At 57.2% G+C, this 17065-nt stretch carries 18 protein-coding genes; 11 read left to right on the forward strand and 7 right to left on the reverse strand.

What is annotated here, in order from left to right:
- The first annotated feature begins 10 nt into the window (after window positions 1-10).
- The 8 genes from ccmA (at window position 11) to K7H21_RS06365 (ending at window position 6364) form a co-directional block, all read left to right on the forward strand.
- Window positions 11-652, forward strand: a complete 642-nt coding sequence (ccmA, locus tag K7H21_RS06330) for a cytochrome c biogenesis heme-transporting ATPase CcmA (RefSeq protein WP_032741933.1) — start codon at window positions 11-13, stop codon at window positions 650-652.
- Window positions 652-1308 (forward strand): heme exporter protein CcmB, encoded by a 657-nt coding sequence (ccmB, locus tag K7H21_RS06335; protein ID WP_223035655.1) that lies wholly within the window; start codon window positions 652-654, stop codon window positions 1306-1308. The genes ccmA and ccmB overlap by 1 nt, the downstream gene beginning before the upstream one ends.
- 99 nt (window positions 1309-1407) lie before the next feature.
- Complete coding sequence (locus tag K7H21_RS06340) at window positions 1408-2145, forward strand: heme ABC transporter permease (RefSeq protein WP_004123892.1); 738 nt, start codon at window positions 1408-1410, stop codon at window positions 2143-2145.
- Entirely contained in the window at window positions 2142-2345 is a 204-nt protein-coding gene (gene ccmD / locus K7H21_RS06345; RefSeq protein ID WP_004123891.1) for a heme exporter protein CcmD, read from the forward strand. The genes K7H21_RS06340 and ccmD overlap by 4 nt, the downstream gene beginning before the upstream one ends.
- A complete protein-coding gene (gene ccmE, locus K7H21_RS06350) occupies window positions 2342-2821 on the forward strand; it encodes a cytochrome c maturation protein CcmE (RefSeq protein ID WP_004123890.1) in 480 nt (159 codons plus the stop codon). The genes ccmD and ccmE overlap by 4 nt, the downstream gene beginning before the upstream one ends.
- Window positions 2818-4755 (forward strand): heme lyase CcmF/NrfE family subunit, encoded by a 1938-nt coding sequence (locus tag K7H21_RS06355; RefSeq protein WP_004123889.1) that lies wholly within the window; start codon window positions 2818-2820, stop codon window positions 4753-4755. Before ccmE ends, K7H21_RS06355 begins: the two co-directional genes overlap by 4 nt.
- The gene (locus K7H21_RS06360) at window positions 4752-5309 is read left to right on the forward strand and encodes a DsbE family thiol:disulfide interchange protein (protein WP_142445162.1); all 558 of its coding nucleotides are present in this window, start codon (window positions 4752-4754) and stop codon (window positions 5307-5309) included. The genes K7H21_RS06355 and K7H21_RS06360 overlap by 4 nt, the downstream gene beginning before the upstream one ends.
- Window positions 5306-6364, forward strand: a complete 1059-nt coding sequence (locus tag K7H21_RS06365; protein ID WP_004123882.1) for a cytochrome c-type biogenesis protein CcmH — start codon at window positions 5306-5308, stop codon at window positions 6362-6364. The genes K7H21_RS06360 and K7H21_RS06365 overlap by 4 nt, the downstream gene beginning before the upstream one ends.
- On the opposite strand, the gene K7H21_RS06370 is transcribed toward K7H21_RS06365, so the two are convergent.
- From K7H21_RS06370 to speB, 7 genes are read right to left on the reverse strand one after another with little or no spacing between them, the layout of a single operon-like run.
- Complete coding sequence (locus K7H21_RS06370) at window positions 6361-7293, reverse strand: 2-hydroxyacid dehydrogenase (protein ID WP_223035656.1); 933 nt, start codon at window positions 7291-7293, stop codon at window positions 6361-6363. The genes K7H21_RS06365 and K7H21_RS06370 overlap by 4 nt on opposite strands.
- Window positions 7294-7298: 5 nt before the next feature.
- Window positions 7299-8027, reverse strand: a complete 729-nt coding sequence (locus tag K7H21_RS06375) for a class II aldolase/adducin family protein (RefSeq protein ID WP_004123879.1) — start codon at window positions 8025-8027, stop codon at window positions 7299-7301.
- Window positions 8028-9548, reverse strand: a complete 1521-nt coding sequence (locus K7H21_RS06380) for an amino acid ABC transporter permease/ATP-binding protein (protein WP_004123878.1) — start codon at window positions 9546-9548, stop codon at window positions 8028-8030.
- Window positions 9549-9572: 24 nt separating this feature from the next.
- The gene (locus K7H21_RS06385; protein WP_004123877.1) at window positions 9573-10376 is read right to left on the reverse strand and encodes an ABC transporter substrate-binding protein; all 804 of its coding nucleotides are present in this window, start codon (window positions 10374-10376) and stop codon (window positions 9573-9575) included.
- 9 nt (window positions 10377-10385) lie between these two features.
- Window positions 10386-11462, reverse strand: a complete 1077-nt coding sequence (locus tag K7H21_RS06390) for an isopenicillin N synthase family dioxygenase (RefSeq protein ID WP_004123875.1) — start codon at window positions 11460-11462, stop codon at window positions 10386-10388.
- A gap of 12 nt (window positions 11463-11474) precedes the next feature.
- Complete coding sequence (locus K7H21_RS06395) at window positions 11475-12323, reverse strand: sugar phosphate isomerase/epimerase family protein (RefSeq protein ID WP_142471556.1); 849 nt, start codon at window positions 12321-12323, stop codon at window positions 11475-11477.
- Between the two features lie 10 nt (window positions 12324-12333).
- Window positions 12334-13284, reverse strand: coding sequence for an agmatinase (gene speB / locus K7H21_RS06400; protein WP_004123871.1), 951 nt, complete (start codon window positions 13282-13284; stop codon window positions 12334-12336).
- 115 nt (window positions 13285-13399) lie between these two features.
- Between speB and K7H21_RS06405 the strand changes: the two genes are divergently transcribed.
- The 3 genes from K7H21_RS06405 (at window position 13400) to K7H21_RS06415 (ending at window position 16913) form a co-directional block, all read left to right on the forward strand.
- Window positions 13400-14311, forward strand: a complete 912-nt coding sequence (locus tag K7H21_RS06405) for a LysR family transcriptional regulator (protein WP_032742189.1) — start codon at window positions 13400-13402, stop codon at window positions 14309-14311.
- A gap of 296 nt (window positions 14312-14607) precedes the next feature.
- Entirely contained in the window at window positions 14608-15012 is a 405-nt protein-coding gene (locus tag K7H21_RS06410; protein ID WP_004123864.1) for a hypothetical protein, read from the forward strand.
- Complete coding sequence (locus K7H21_RS06415; protein ID WP_223035657.1) at window positions 15009-16913, forward strand: FKBP-type peptidyl-prolyl cis-trans isomerase N-terminal domain-containing protein; 1905 nt, start codon at window positions 15009-15011, stop codon at window positions 16911-16913. Before K7H21_RS06410 ends, K7H21_RS06415 begins: the two co-directional genes overlap by 4 nt.
- The last annotated feature ends 152 nt before the right edge of the window (window positions 16914-17065 follow it).

Raw genomic sequence — 17065 nt, forward strand, 5'->3', positions numbered from 1 at the left:
CGGTATGACGATGAGCGAACGTTCCCGGAGTTGGCTGAGGGCCATTAAACTGTACCGCGAATGCGATGGTCGGACGCTGATGAAGGATTTTTCATTCAGCGTTTCGCCGGGCGATTGGGTGCAGATCGCCGGAGGCAACGGTGCGGGGAAAACGACCCTCCTGCGCCTGCTCGCCGGACTGGCTCGCGCGGATGCCGGTGAAATCTACTGGCAAGGCCAACCCCTGCATCGCGTGCGCGACGGCTACCAGCAAAACCTGCTGTGGATTGGCCATAAGCCGGGAATCAAAGCCCGTCTGACTGCCCTGGAAAATCTACGCTTTCTTTATCAACACGACGATATCGCTCAATGCCGGGAGGCCCTGGAACAGGCGGGGCTTGCCGGCTACGACGATACTCCCGTTAACCAGCTCTCCGCCGGTCAGCAGCAGCGCGTGGCGCTGTCGCGTCTCTGGCTGACCCGCGCCCGGCTGTGGATCCTCGACGAACCTTTTACAGCTGTCGACACGGCAGGCGTCGAGCGCCTGATTCAGCGCATGGCGCAGCACACGGAACAAGGCGGCATCGTTATCTTCACCACCCATCAACCCATTACCGCGGCGTCCGGCAGGATACGGCGCATTGCGCTGAGCGGCGAGGGGACGGAACGGTGATGTGGCGGATTTTTTGTCTTGAACTGCGGGTCGCGTTTCGCCATCGCGCGGAAATCGCCAATCCGCTGTGGTTTTTTCTGATGGTCATCACCCTGTTCCCGCTGGCTATTGGTCCGGATCCGCAGCTTCTGGCGCGGCTGACGCCCGGCATTATTTGGGTCGCTGCGCTGCTCTCCTCGCTGCTGGTGCTGGAGCGCTTGTTTCGCGACGACTTTCAGGACGGCAGCCTCGAACAGCTGATGCTGCTGCCTTTGCCGTTGCCGGCAGTGGTGCTGGCTAAGGTGATGGCTCACTGGACGGTGACCGGTCTGCCCCTGCTGATCCTGTCGCCGCTGGCGGCGCTGCTGCTGGGCATGGACGTCTATGGCTGGAAAATTATGGCGCTGACCCTGCTGTTAGGGACGCCAACGCTGGGATTCCTCGGCGCGCCGGGCGTGGGGCTCACCGTCGGGCTTAAGCGCGGCGGCGTGCTGTTAAGCGTACTGGTTCTGCCGCTGACGATTCCGTTACTCATTTTTGCCGCCGCCGCGATGGATGCGGCGGCTATGCATCTGCCCGTTGAGGGGTATATGGCGATTCTGGGCGCGCTGCTGGCGGGCAGCGCAACGTTAAGCCCTTTTGCGACGGCGGCGGCGCTTCGCGTCAGCATGCAGTAGCGCCTGTCTCCCTGATGGCGCTTATCAGGTTTGCGACGGCGGGTGGTTTTCAGGCCCGCGCTTATCAATAGATTCATCTTTATTTCTGGTGACTGAAATATGAGGAAAACAGGGATTCGACTAACGCATCCGCCGCGGCTTTATCAGCTCTGCGGCAGGGTTGCGCCGTGGCTGGGCGGCGTCAGCGCGCTGGTGCTACTCGCGGGCTGGGTCTGGGGATTTGGCTTTGCGCCCGCGGATTATCAGCAGGGCGACAGCTATCGCATTATCTATCTGCACGTGCCGGCGGCCATGTGGTCTATGGGCATTTATGCCCTGATGGCGGTGGCGGCATTTATTGGCGTGGTCTGGCAGATGAAGATGGCGAATCTGGCGCTGGCGGCAATGGCGCCCGTGGGGGCGGTATTTACTTTTGTGGCGCTGGTGACCGGAGCCGCGTGGGGGAAACCTATGTGGGGCACCTGGTGGGTTTGGGATGCCAGATTAACCTCTGAGCTGGTGCTGCTATTTCTTTACGTCGGCGCGATTGCGCTGTGGCACGCTTTTGACGACCGCCGTCTGGCCGGTCGCGCGGCGGGTATTGTGGTGCTTATTGGCGTGGTGAATTTACCGATCGTTCACTACTCGGTGGAGTGGTGGAACACCCTGCATCAGGGTTCGACGAATATGCAGCAAAGCATCGACCCGGCGATGCGCACGCCGCTGCGGCTGGCGATTATCGGCTACCTGCTACTGTTTATCACGCTGGCGCTAATGCGCATGCGGAATCTCATTTTGCTCATGGAAAAACGTCGTCCGTGGGTAAGCGAGCTGATTTTAAAAAGGGGCCGTCGATGAACTGCGCATTTGCAAACTGGAGCGATTTCCTGGCCATGGGCGGCTATGCCTTTTACGTCTGGCTGGCGGCGGCATTGACCGTTATCCCGCTAATGGCGCTGGTCGCGCACAGCGTTATACAGCATCGGATCATCCTGCGTGGCATCGTACAGCAGCGCGCTCGTGAAGCCCGGATGCGCGCGGCGCAGGAGGCAAGATGAATCTTCGCCGCAAAAATCGGCTGTGGGTCGCCCTCACGATCCTCGCCGGGCTCACGTTGACCACCGCGCTGGTGCTCTACGCGCTGCGCTCGAGTATCGACCTGTTCTATACGCCCGGCGAAATCCTCTATGGCAAGCGCGAAACGCAGCAACGGCCCGAGCCCGGTCAGCGTCTGCGCGTCGGCGGGATGGTCATGCCCGGCAGCGTGAAGCGGGATCCGAACTCGCTGCGGGTGAGCTTTAGCATCTATGACGCCGAAGGTTCGGTGGATGTCAGCTACGACGGTATTCTGCCGGACCTGTTTCGTGAAGGGCAGGGCGTGGTGGTGCAGGGCGAGCTTGATGAACAACGCCGGGTACAGGCGAAAGAGGTGCTCGCCAAACACGATGAGAGCTATACCCCGCCGGAAGTGGAAAAAGCGATGGAGAGAAACCATCGCCGGCCGGATAGCGCCTACAGGGATGCCTCCTCATGATGCCTGAAGTCGGCAACGGGCTGCTGTGTCTGGCGCTTGGCGTTGCGCTACTACTTTCCGTCTATCCGCTGTGGGGCGCAGCGCGGGGCGATAGGCGAATGATGGCCTCTTCCCGGATATTTGCCGGGCTGCTGTTTATCCTCGTAATGGGCGCCTTTATGGTGCTGATTAACGCCTTGATTACGAACGACTTTACGCTGAACTATGTGGTCAACAACGCCAATACTCAGCTGCCGGTCTGGTACCGCGTGGCCGCGGCCTGGGGCGCTCATGAAGGTTCGCTGCTGCTGTGGGTGCTGCTGATGAGCGGCTGGACGCTGGCGGTAGCGCTGCTCAGCAGGCGGATGCCGCTCGATATCGTTGCCCGAGTGCTGGCGGTGATGGGAATGATAAGCGTCGGCTTTCTGCTGTTTATTCTGTTCACCTCCAACCCGTTTGCCCGTACGCTGCCGGAATTCGCCATTGAAGGGCGCGACCTGAATCCGCTGTTGCAGGACCCCGGGCTTATCTTCCATCCACCGCTGCTGTATATGGGCTATGTTGGATTTTCGGTCGCCTTTTCCCTGGCGATAGCCTCGCTGTTGAGCGGACGGTTGGATAGCGCCTTCGCGCGCTTTTCACGCCCGTGGACGCTGGCAGCGTGGGTCTTCCTGACGCTCGGTATTGTGCTGGGCTCCGCATGGGCGTACTACGAGCTGGGCTGGGGCGGCTGGTGGTTCTGGGATCCGGTGGAAAACGCGTCGCTGATGCCATGGCTGGCCGGCACCGCGCTGCTGCATTCGCTGGCGGTTACTGAACAGCGCGCCAGCTTCAAGGCGTGGACGCTTCTGCTCGCCATCTGCGCATTTTCACTCTGTCTGCTGGGGACCTTTCTGGTGCGTTCCGGCGTGCTGGTCTCGGTTCATGCTTTTACCTCCGATCCGGCGCGCGGCATGTTTATTCTTGCCTTTATGGTGCTGGTGGTTGGCGGCGCTTTGCTGCTGTTCGCCGCGCGTGGCTATAAGGTGCGCTCGCGGGTAAATAATGCGCTCTGGTCGCGCGAGTCACTGCTGCTTGGCAACAACGTTCTGCTGATTACCGCGATGCTCGCGGTGCTGCTGGGTACGCTGCTGCCGCTGGCGCATAAACAGCTGGGCCTCGGCAGCATTTCGATTGGCGCGCCGTTCTTTAACACGATGTTCAGCGGGCTGACGGCGCCGTTTGCGCTGCTGCTGGGCATCGGCCCGCTGGTGCGATGGGGGCGAGATCGCCCGCGCAGGCTCAGGCGGCTGCTGGTTATCGCCAGCGCAAGCACGTTGGCGCTGGCGCTTCTGTTGCCATGGTGGTTTGGCGATAAGATTGTCGCCATGACGGTGGTCGGGCTGGCGATGGCCTGTTGGGTCTTTACGCTGGCGATGGTGGAGATCGCCTGGCGGGTTTCACGCGGCGCCAGAAAGACACTCAGCTACTGGGGAATGGTCGCAGGCCACCTCGGGCTGGCGGTCACCATTGTGGGCATCGCTTTTAGCCAAAATTACAGCGTGGAGCGCGATGTGCGTATGCGCACGGGCGACAGCGTCGACATCCATGAATACCGCTTTTCCTTCCAGGAGGTCAAAGAGATTCTCGGCCCAAACTATCGTGCTGCCGTCGCGGTCATTGGCGTCACGCGAAACGGCGAACCGCAGGCGATACTGAATGCGGAAAAACGGTTTTACGCCAGCAGCAACGCCATGATGACCGAAGCGGCGGTTGACGGCGGATTTACCCGCGATCTCTATGCCGCGCTGGGTGAGGATCTGGGCAACGGCGCCTGGGCCGTGCGCCTCTATTATAAACCGTTCGTGCGCTGGATTTGGGCGGGAGGAGTGCTGATGGCGTTGGGCGGAGTATTGTGCCTGAGCGATCCACGCTACCGCCGGCGTCGCGGACACCCTACCGCGGAGGTCGGATGAAGCGTGGTATGATGGTGATCCCGCTGGTCATTTTTATGGCCATTATGCTGCTGCTGGTATGGCAGCTGGCGCGTAATGCGCAAGGGGACGATCCCGCCAGCCTGGAGTCGACGCTGATTGGCCAGCCGGTGCCGCTTTTTCGCCTTGAGGCGTTGGAGGATAGCAAGCGGCATTTTCAGGCGGATGTGCTGAGTCAGGGCGAACCGCTGCTGCTTAACGTCTGGGCAACCTGGTGCCCGACGTGTCGCGCAGAGCATCGGTATTTAAATCAGCTTTCCGCGCAGGGGATCCGCGTGGTTGGTCTGAACTACAAAGACGATCGGCTGAAAGCGATAGACTGGCTGAAAACGCTGGGCAATCCCTATGCGCTGAGCCTGTTTGACGGTGACGGAATGCTTGGCCTGGATCTCGGAGTCTACGGCGCGCCGGAGACGTTTTTGATCGATGGGCAGGGGATCATTCGCTACCGCCACGCGGGCGATCTTAACGATCGGGTGTGGGAACGTGAATTCAGGCCGCTGTGGGAGAAGTACGGTAGGGAGGCCGCGCCATGAGATTTCTACTGAGTGCGCTGATGCTGCTGCTTTGCGCGCACGCGCTGGCCGCTATTGATGTCATGCCGTTTAAAGATGAGGAGCAGGAACAGCGGTTTCGCCTGCTTACGGAGCAGCTTCGCTGCCCGAAATGCCAGAACAATAGCATTGCTGATTCCAGTTCCGCGATCGCGGCCGACCTGCGGCAGAAAGTTTTTGCGCTCATGCAGGAAGGGAAAAGTAACGATGATATCGTGGACTACATGGTGGCGCGCTACGGCAACTTCGTCACCTACGATCCGCCATTAACCCCGCTGACTATTCTGCTGTGGGTATTGCCGGCCACCGCGATCGCCATCGGCGGTTGGGCGATAGTGGCCCGTTCGCGCCGCCGCGTCAGGATCGGACTGGAGGCGTTTTCTGCCGGCCGGGCGCCTGAGAGCAAACCCGCCGGGCCGTGGGTTTATATACCCGGCGCGGTCATTGCGTTGGCGGTAGGCGCGGCCAGCTATTGCCATACCGGCCACTATCAGCAGGTGAGAATCTGGCAGCAGGCGGTGGACCAGACGCCGGCCCTGCTGGCGCGGGTACAGGAACCAAAGGCGTTGCCGCTTGATGAAGACGATTTGCGGCGTCTGGCCCTCGGGTTACGCACCAGACTGTGGCAAAACCCGGACGCCAACGTTGAGGAGTGGCTTATGCTCGGGCGGATTGGCAGGATCCTGGACAACGCCGGTATGGTGACTCAGGCTTATGCTCGCGCTTACGCGCTGGCGCCAGAGAACGATCGGGCGGCATTTAGCTATGCGGAGGCGCTACTGCGGGTATCGGACCCACGGGGTGACGCGCTGGTGCGTCAGCTGATGGCGCACCAGCGCGTTAACGCCCGCCTGCTTAATCTGTATGCGCTTAGTGCGTTAGAACAGGCGCATTTTAGCGAGGCGCTGACGGCGTGGAAGACGCTGCTGAACCTATTACCGCCTGACGATGCGCGTCGAGCGGTCATTGAGCGTCACATTAACCAGACGGAGCAACGGTTAACCCATGGCGATCCCGCCGCCGAAGCGCCGGGTTAATAACCGCTCTGTTTATTCACCAGGTTTTTCAGCGGCAGCGCCTGCCGCTGCCGCTGGATGTTATCCAGCAGCTGGCGGGCAATCACCTCCGTCTGCGCGATGGAGGCCATATGCGGAGTGATAACCACCTGCGGATGCTGCCACAGCGGGTCTTCCTGGGGCAGCGGTTCGACGGGGAAGACGTCCAGCAGCGCGCCGGAGAGCTTGCCGCTATCCAGCGCCTCGAGCACGTCCAGATTCACCATATGCTCGCCGCGTCCGCAGTTAATTAGCGCTGCACCGTCAGGTAGTTGCTCCAGTAAAGGGTGGGCAAGGATGCCTCGCGTCTGATCCGTTAACGGCAGGACGTTGATCAGCGCATCCAGTTGGCCAAGAAATTCGCCAGCCTGAGCATCTCCGTGATAACAACGCACGCCAGCAAGGGATTTTTCACTGCGCGCCCAGCCGGAAACCTTATATCCCAATCCGGCAAGCTGCGCGGCGATATAGCCGCCAATTTCGCCGAGGCCCATGACCCCAACGTGATAATCGGCTGCCGCTCGCTGCGGATACATTTTCCAGATGCGCTCGCGCTGGTGAGCCAGCGCCCGGTCAAAGCGCCGCTGAAACCACAGCACGCCCCACAGCGCGTATTCAAACATACCGTGACGAAAATCTTCATCCACCACCCGACAGAGCGGAACATCGCTGGCGAAAACGCTGGCGGGTAAATGGTCGACGCCGGCAGACGCGGCCTGGATCAGCTTCAGTTGAGGCGAGCGCACCAGCAGTTGCGGGTCGGGAAACCAGCAGCAGGCATATTGCGCCTCGCGGGCGGCGGGGTCCTCTGGCAGAACCGCTTTCACTTCCGGGAATAGCGCGAACGCGGCGCAAATCTCCCGGGTATACTGAGGATCGTTACAATCCACGACGAGGGTGAACTGAGTCATAGGCATTAGCTCTTATAAGAAGTATCAAGACGGTCGAGGCGGCGCAGCCACGCCTGCCACACCAGCTGGCGTTCATGTTCAACCCCCATCAACTGCTCGCAGGCGTGCCGGCTCAGCGGCTCGGGTATCGTATGGATGGGGCCGAGCGGCGCCAGCTGCGCGGCGGCCATCTGAATCTCGCAGGCGCGGTTCAGGTAGTACATGATGTAAAACGCATCGGCGACGGTGCGGCCGACCGACAGCAGCCCGTGGCTTTGCAGGATCATGGCGATGTTCTCGCCGAGCGAGCGCTGGATCCGCACGCGTTCATCGAGATCGAACGCCACGCCTTCATAAGGATGGTAGCCGACGCGTTGATAAAATTCGGTGCTGATTTGGTTAAGCTGCAGCAGCCCGTCTGCGCAGGCGGCAACTGCCATCCCCGGCAGCGTATGGGTGTGGATCACGCAGTGGGCGTCTTCGCGGGCCATATGGACCGCGCTATGAATCGTAAAGCCCGCCGAGTTCGCCGGAGCGCTGCCTTCGACGACCTTCCCCTGCATATCGACCACGATTAAGTTGCTGGCGGTGACTTCGTCAAACATCATGCCGAAGGGGTTAATCAAAAACCGCGGCTCGCCGTCGCCGGGCAGGCGTACGGAGAAGTGGGTATACAGCGTGTCTTCCCAGCCGAAGAGCGCCGCCAGACGATAGGCGGCGGCCAGCTGCTGGCGTAGTTCCCGTTCAGTTGCCATTTATTGTACTCCCATAAATTCACGAATGCGGGTCAGGGACGGATCGGCGACATCGCCGCGAATGCGCTGCGGCGGCATATCGCTCTGCACGACGCCGTTTTCCATCATCACCACCCGGTCAGAAATTGATAAGGCGAAGTCCATCTCGTGGGTCACGATAATCATCGTCATGCCTTCGCGGGCGAGGGACTGAATGACCTTCAGCACTTCGCCAACCAGTTCGGGGTCCAGCGCCGACGTGGGTTCATCAAACAGCATGATGTCCGGTTTCAGCGCCAGGGCGCGGGCGATGGCTACGCGCTGCTGCTGGCCACCGGAGAGCTGGTATGGGTACTTTTCGGCGTGCGCCAGCAGACCGACGCGATCCAGCAGCCACAGCGCTTGCTCCCTGGCGGCGGCGCGATCAAGCAGCTTGTGATAGAGCGGGGCGAGCATCACGTTATCCAGCACCGTACGGTGGGGAAATAGGTTGAAGCCCTGGAACACCATGCCGATACGGCGTACGCCGGCGCGCATTTGCTGTTTATCGACAATGGATGCGCCTTTCAGATAATCCTCGCCGTAAAGAATGATCTCGCCGCCGTCGATGCTCTCAAGGGCGTTAATCGTACGGATCAGGGTAGTCTTGCCGGAGCCGGACGGGCCGATGATGCTGATTACCTCGCCGTTTTCCACTTTGAGGTCGATGCCTTTCAGCACGTGGTGCTGGCCCCAGGATTTTTCGATGGCGTGCAGATCCAGCGCCGGTGGGTTGCCGCTGGCGGCCTGCGCTTTTTGCGTCTGTACCGGCGGCTTCAGGTTCTGGCGCAGGGTTGCGCATTCACTCTCATTGAGCGTTTGCGGACGCTTACGCTGAATATCCAGCAGGTTTTCCAGCCCCCTGAACAGCCAGGTAAACACCGTCACTACCATGACGTAATAGACGGCGACCGCCAGCAGCGTCTCCATGACGAGGAAATTCTGCGCATACAGGCGCTGGCCGGTCAGCAGCAGTTCCGGCAGCGAAATAACCGACAGAATTGAGCTGAGTTTGATGATGGTGATGTATTCGTTAATCAGGGTAGGCAGGGAAATACGAAACGCCTGCGGGATAATAATTAAGCGCTGAACGCCGATAAAACTAAAACTTAAGGCATGGCCAGCTTCGCTTTGCCCTTTGGCGACAGAAAGCAGTCCGCCGCGATGGATTTCCGCCATATAGGCCGCTTCGGTCACCGTCATCGATACCAGCCCGGCAATAAACGGAATGCCGAGCAGCGGTTGGGTGGCCGGAAACAGCTGCGGTAGGTTATAGACAAAGACCAGCAGGACCATCAGCGGCACGCTGCGGAAAAACCAAATATAGAGTTCGACGGGAACCTTCAGCCAGCGCGGGCCGGAGAGCTTGGCGCAGGCTAAAAGAAAACCTAATATCAGGCCAATAAACCAGGACAATGAACTGACGACAACGACGGTGACACATGCCTGCCAGAATGCCCCAACGCTAAATAATGAGAAAAAGTATCCCCAATCGAACTCCATACCGACTCCCGTTTCATTATTGTATTAATTGATGCTTTCTAAGTTGTATTTCTTGATGATGGCGTCATATTTGCCGTTGGCTTTAAGGGTGGCTAACGTTGATTTAATGGCCTCGGCCAGCTCGGTGTTGCCTTTGGCGACGTAGATTCCCAGAGGCAGCGGATAGACCAGGCGGCTCGAGCTAATGGCCAGGCGGCCGCGGCTTTTCTCGACGATAATTTGCGCCGCCGGGGCGATTTCTAACTGGGCGTTGATATTTTTCGACAGCAGGGCCTGGGACGCTTCCGGCGCGGTCGGGAATTCCTGAATACTTATGGCCGGTTTGCCGTTTTTCAGACAGTACTCGTCGGAGTGCGTTTTCAGGCTCGAAACCCAGGCGGTGCCCGCCTGCAGACCTACCTTCACGCCGCACAGTTCGTCTTCCGTTTTTGGCTGAATAGCGCTGCTTTTCAGCGCAATGATTGACGCGCCGGACAGGGCATAAGGGATAGCGTCCGCCTGCTTCTGACGCTCGGGCGTCACGTACATACCGGAGATCACCGCATCGTATTTTTTACCGATGCCTAAGATCAGACTGGTGAATTTCGTGTCGATAAGCTGCGGTTTGGCCTTCAGATGTTCAGCGATCAGCGCCGCGAACTCCGGGTCGATACCGACAATATTGTTGTTGCTGTCGTAGGACTCAAAGGGCGGATAGGTCACCTCCATCCCCACTTTAAAGACGCCCTCGGTCAGCAGCTCCGCGGCCTGAGCCAGCGGTGAAAAACAAGCGGTGACGGCGATGGATAAAGCCACACGGCGCGAGAGTTTTTTTAGCGTTTTGTTCATCATTTATCCTCACGGGTTATTTACGGTTTTTTGCTGTGCTTGTTTTTTCAGATGGCCAAAGGTGTTAGTGCCGCGGGCGCGTTCGGGGAGCTGGAGCTCGCCACGGGTGACTTTCTCGCGCAGGTAGCGATAGGTCTGTAACGCCTGGCTCCACATATGCTCACCAATGCTCAGTTCTTGATACTCGCTGGCTTCGCCTGCCTCAAGGAAGCCCGGCAGCGGGCGAATCAGCGTGTGGTAGTCGCAGGCGAAAAACAGCGGGAAGGAGTAGCGTTCCTGCGGCACCTTGCGTACGCGGTGTGCAGTTGCAACAAATGTGCCAGCGCTCAGGACTTCGAGCATGTCGCCGATATTAATCACGAAAGCCTCTTCTCCGGTCGCGTTCTTCAGCGGCGGGGCGTCGATCCAGTCGCTATCCTCATTCAGCACTTCAAGACCCGGCTGGTCGGCGAGCAGCAGGGTGAAGCACTCATAGTCGGTATGTGCACCAATACCGGGAACGTCTTCGGCGCTGGCGTCAAAGGGGTAGTGGATCAGGCGCAGCTTCGATGGTGGGCAGGTGACCATCGACTTGAAATAGCCTTCCGGCAGGCCAAGGGCGAGAGCGAAGGCATCAAACAGGCGATGTCCAAGGGCGAAAACCGCCTCATAGTAGGCCAGCACCCGGGATTTAAACGCCGGCACGTCCGGCCACTCGTTGGCGCCAATCAGCGGCGTTTTCGCCATGACGTACGGGTGGTCGTCAGCGGCCTGAAAGCCGATATCGAACGCTTCTTTGTGATCCGGCTTGCCGGAACCGTAAATCTCTTCGCCTTCCGGAACGTAGCCTTTATGGCTTTTCGACTGCCCGATGTAGTACGCCATCTTGCGTTCCATCGGCAGGGCGAAAATCTCTTTGGCCGCCGCGCGGACCCCAGCAATCAGTTCAGGCGCGATGCCGTGGCCGGTAATGTAGAAAAAGCCGACTTCGCGGGCCGCCTGGCCGATAGCGTCGGCCACCGCCTGGCGTCGGGCGAGATCGTCGCAGTTCAGGTCGCTGATATCGATGGTCGGTAATTCAGTAAAAGAACTTTTTGCAGCGGTCATTTCTCCAGTTCCTTATTCAGTTAGCGAGATGAATTCAACAAAATGCCGCTGTTCACGCTGGGCCATCCAGGCATTCAGCGACCACAGGTCGGCGACCGGAACGTTGGTAAACGGCAGGTGATGCAGGTAGCCATCGGGGCCAAACTCCGGCGTAAGCGTGGTTTGCTGGTAGCCGCGCCGGCGCTGCGATTGCCAGATCTGTTCCCAGAAGCGCTGTTGAAACTGCAGGGCCGACTGATATTCCGGCGCGGCGGGGTGCGGCACCTGCGGTCCCTGGTCGTAGCCGACGCGGGCCTGAATATGGTGAACCCGTTCGATAAAGGCGCTGAAGTCATCGCAGGGGTCATCCAGCAGGCGTTCGCTTACCACGATCCAGTGGCTGATATCGGCGGTAAATCGTAGCTGCGGCAGCTGTTGAACGATCTCCAGCGTTAGCCACGGGCTATACAGCGACGTGGCGCGATGGGTTTCAAAGCTGCAGAACAGCTCATATTCGGCGGCGAGCTCATGCGCCCTGCCGAGAAAATCCACCTGCTGCGCCAGCGGCCAGCGGTCGTTACCGGCCAGCAGGTTGACGAAGCGCGGATTAAGCGCTTTTGCCGCCGCAAAACGTTCTTTTAAGCGCTCCAGGTGCTGCGCGGGCGTTTCGCTCTGGGCCGGAATGACGCCGCCGCCGCTGAAGACAATGGCGATATACTCCAGCGCGGACGCTTCGATGCGTTGGGCCAGCGCCCGCTGCTCTTCCACCGTCAGCGGAACCCGCGCTTCAATGCCGCAGCAGCCGACGTTTTTGAGTTCGTTGACCGTTTGCTGCCACGGGGTGGTGACGCCCCACAGCGTACGAAAGACATTAAGCTGCATGGTTTTTCCTCTATGGGTATTTCACGCCGGGGAGAACGCAGAGCATTTCATACAGCAGGTTGGCGGCCAGCTGGGATGTGTTGCCGCTGACATCGTAGGGAGGCGAGACCTCGACCAGGTCGCAACCTATGAGGTTCAGGCCGCGGCAGCCGCGCACGATTTCCAGCGCCTGAATCGACGTCAGGCCGCCGACTTCCGGAGTGCCGGTACCGGGTGCCCAGATGGGGTCGAGGCTATCGATATCAAAGCTGAGATAAACCGGGCCATCTCCCATCTGCTGGCGAACCTCGGCCATCAGTGGGGCCAGGGATTTGTGCCAGCACTGCTCCGCCTGGACCAGACGAAAGCCGCGATCGACGCCCCACTGGAAGTCGCCGGCGGCGTAGCCCTGCGCGCGTTGGCCTATCTGGACGACGCGTTTGAGATCCAGCAGCCCCTCTTCGACGGCGCGGCGGAAGGTGGTGCCGTGGGCGATCTTTTCGCCGAACATCTCATCGTTGGTATCGGTGTGGGCATCGACGTGAATCAGCCCAACCGGACCGTGCTTTTTGGTCAGCGCGCGCAGTATGGGCAGGGTAATGGTGTGATCGCCCCCGAGAGTCAGGGGGATAAGCGGAAAACTATTTAAACCGGTGTAGTAATCTTCGATAATTTGCACCGATTTGAGCAGATTGTAGGTGTTAATCGGTACGTCGCCGATATCCGCTACCGACAGGGAATCAAAAGGCGCGGCGCCGGTGGCCATGTTGTACGGACGAATCATCACCGATTCGGTGCGAATGTAGCGCGGGCCGTAGCGCGTTCCGGAACGCTGTGAGGTTCCGATATCCAGCGGGATGCCGACAAATGCTGCGTCAAGTCCCTGTAAATTATCAATAAATGGCAGGCGCATCATTGTGGCGCGGCCACCAAAACGCGGCATCTCGTTGCCACCCTGCGGTTGATGAAAGACGTTATCCATTTCAGCTCCTGAATCTGACCAACAAAACTCAACAACTGGGATAGTGCGAAAGATGTGCTGGACTTTAAATCGTCTGCCGCAAATACTTAGTTCATTTATTCGTGAACTAAACGCCATGCTTAACGACGCGACGCTCAACATTCGACAGCTCCAGGTTTTTGAGGCGGTGGCCCGTCTTGAGAGCTATGGCCGGGCCCAGCAGGAGCTGGGGATTTCCGTTTCCGCAATCAGCAATGCGATGTCGCAACTGGAAGGCCAGCTTGGCTTTAGCCTGTGCCAGCGAGGGCGCGGCGGTTTTGCGCTGACCGAAAAAGGGCAGCATTTTTTACAGCAGGCGATCCGCGTGCTGAGTGAACTGAACGAGCTGGAGCGTCAGTCGGCGCTGCTGAAAGGCGAGCATAGCGGTACGATTTGTATCTCAACGCTCGATTCCATCGAAACGGAAACCGCGCTGTCGCTGCCGGTGGTGCTGCGCAGCTTTAGCGATAAGTTTCCCAATGTGCATATCAAGCTGATTATTCGTACCCCGGCGGAACAGCTAAACGGCGTACTGAATAACCATATCGATCTCGCTATCGGCAGCTATAACTCGCGGGTGCACAACATCATCAGTGAACCACTCTATCGCGAGCAGCACTGGCTCTACTGTAGCGACCTGCATCCTATGTTCTTTAGCCGACACCTTGATAAGGATCTGATCAGCCAGTGTCCGCTGGTGACGCGCAGCTACTGGAATACCAGCGATCTGCGGCGGCGTGGCTTCAGCAAAGGCAGCGCGACCGTTGAAACCGTCGATGCGCAGCTGCTGCTGATCCTGTCCGGGAAATATATCGGCTACCTTCCCGAGCACTACGCCTGGCCGTGGATTAAGGAGAATCGCCTGCGCGTGCTGTTACCCAATGAGTTTGGCTTTCAATCTCCTTTCTCAGCGATATGCAAACGCGGGCGCAGCAATGAACCTTACCTGAAGGAGTTTCGCAATCTTCTGAAGAAGAATACGGTGGCCAGACCGAAGTGGAGTGAGTGATCTTTTGGTCTGGATTTAGAAAAAACTTATGCCTGATTTGATTTGGCAAACGCCCGTTGAATATCAGGCATATAAACTGCAGTTTGCTATTAAAAATATGAATTTGAGTAAAATCTCAGATAAAAATATCGCTTTGCACCAGGATAATTCCCATCTATTAATTGGTTAAAAAATAGCCTTTTTGTGTGTTTTTTCTGAATTAATGGCAAATCTAACGCCTGGCGTTGTTTGTTAAAATTTTTTCTGCTGGAATCGACAAATATATTTTTTGAACTTTTTTTCTAATGGATGGGAAAATGATAAGAAATAGCTTATTAGCATTGGTGTGTATTTCTGTAGGTTTATTACAGGGGTGTACTAATGTTAAAAAACCACAGAGCGCACTAATAAAAAAAGATGTGATTCAAAATGAACAGCCAGCTCAGATTCCTGCCCTACAACAGTGTATCCAGGATGCTGACGCTTTGGTTAAGCTCGATAAAAAGTTTCAGCAGGATTCAAACGAGCTGTATGGTTTAATCAACGACGCTAAGTTTTATGCTTCTGTTTCAAGCCAAACGTCGGCCAGCGTAAAGTCAACGATTACTCCACTTTTTGAATACAAGATAAATGATAAGTGTAATAGTATTTCGCAGAAATTAATTAAAGAGTTCGAAAGTCGGGCAAGAAAAGCCGAGCTTAAGGATGGGCTGGCCAGATGATGTACCATAAGGGGAAATTGAATATATATAATCTTCGCGGTTTTGCGATTTTATTGTCTCTCTTTACCCTTATTGTGATGTTTCCCGCTCGTGCTGAGAGGGGAGACTTCCTTGATAATATATCGAAACTCGAAATAAAAAATCCGCCGGCCTCAGACGCCGCCAGTGGAGATTCGGCGTCGGCTAATCAACATAACGATAGCCGTGATAAAAAAGCACCGCAGAAGCAGGACGTCGTCAGAAAGAAAGTGAATCAGACGAAAACTGAAAGTACGCTTAACGCTTTGCGGAAACAGAATGCGGAACTGACCGCTGCGGCCAAAGCGGCAGAGAAAAAGCTCGATGAAACGACGCGCCAGCTGTCGGCGCAGATTGCCGCGCTGAAAGCACAGCGTGGGCAGCAAGAGAGCGGCGATCCTGCCGCCGTTAGCGCGCTAATGAAGAAGAACGCCGAGCTGACCGCCGCCGCTGATATGGCGCAAAAAAAGCTGGATGACACGACCCGCGACCTGTCGGCGCAGATTAGCGCATTGAAGGCTCAGAATGCGCAGCGCGAAAGCGGGCAGAAAACCGCGCTGGATGCGCTAACGAAAAAGAACGCCGAGCTGACCGCCGCCGCCGATACGGCGCAAAAAAAGCTGGATGACACGACCCGCGACCTGTCGGCGCAGATTAGCGCATTGAAGGCTCAGAATGCGCAGCGCGAAAGCGGGCAGAAAACCGCGCTGGATGCGCTAACGAAAAAGAACGCCGAGCTGACCGCCGCCGCCGATACGGCGCAAAAAAAGCTGGATGACACGACCCGCGACCTGTCGGCGCAGATTAGCGCATTGAAGGCTCAGAATGCGCAGCGCGAAAGCGGGCAGAAAACCGCGCTTGATGCGCTAACGAAAAAGAATGCCGAGCTGACCGCCGCCGCTGCCGCCGCGCAGAAAAACCTGGATGACACGACCCGCACGATGTCGGTGCAAATCGCCGCGCTGCAAACCCAGAAGGAGCAGGGGGAGAGCCAGCAAAAAACCACCATCGATACGCTGACAGGAAAGAATCTGGAACTTCGCGCAGCAGCAGCAGCGACGCAGAAAAAGCTGGATGAGACCACCCGCGTGCTGTCGGCGAAGATCGCCGCGCTGAAAAATGAGAATACGCAGGGCAAAAGCCAGCAGAAAACCGCTCTCGACGCGCTGTCGAAAAAGAACGCTGAGCTCATCGCGGCGGCTGAAACGGCGCAGAAAAAATATGATGCTTCAGTCGCTGCTTTGAATGATAAAAATAAAGAATTACAGTCTACGCTCGATAGCCTGGCCATCAAGCAAAGCGATGTAAACCTGGCGGATAAAAGCAACAAAAATGCCTATGCGCTCGGCGTGTTCTACCTGACTCAGGCGCTATCCGATGTAAATAAAATGGCCGACAATAATGTCAAGCTAGCGCCTTCAGCGTTGGTTTCCGGGTTTAACGACGCTTATAATAAAAAACTTAAAATTAAAGAAAATGAAATAGAAAGTATCGTCAATATGCTTAACGAAAAACTATCGTCTAAGTACGTTGATATTGAAAAAAGAATCATGGCTAAAATCAAAAACAAGAAATATGAGGTTTTGCCTAATGGCGTCTATTTTGTGATTGATAAAAAAGGGAAGGCTCCGTACAAGCAGAATGAGACTTTATCCTTGAATATTCTGGAGAAAAAGCTTGATGGTACGCCGATACTTAATACGATGAATTCAACGATGGTGTACGATAAACAAACCGATCCTCTGATGGCGAAGGTATTATCATCGGGTTTTAAAGGCGGAACGGTTACGCTCTATGGTCAGGCCGGTTCGCTCTATAGCAGCACCCCCGATGAGATTAACCCGGACACGCTGATCTCAATTACCTTCGAATTACTTCCATAGCCGAACCAAACGGGCGCTGCGTAAGAAAGCCGCGACGCCCTACCAGGGCTATACCTCCATACAATCGCGGTACTTTGGTCAATACCTTATCGTTCAGCTGGCGCGGGTGGCAAAGACAATACAAACCACTCGATGGTTTTCACTCTTTCTGT

The organism is Klebsiella sp. CTHL.F3a, from assembly GCF_019890895.1.
Taxonomy (GTDB): Bacteria; Pseudomonadota; Gammaproteobacteria; order Enterobacterales; family Enterobacteriaceae; genus Klebsiella; species Klebsiella grimontii.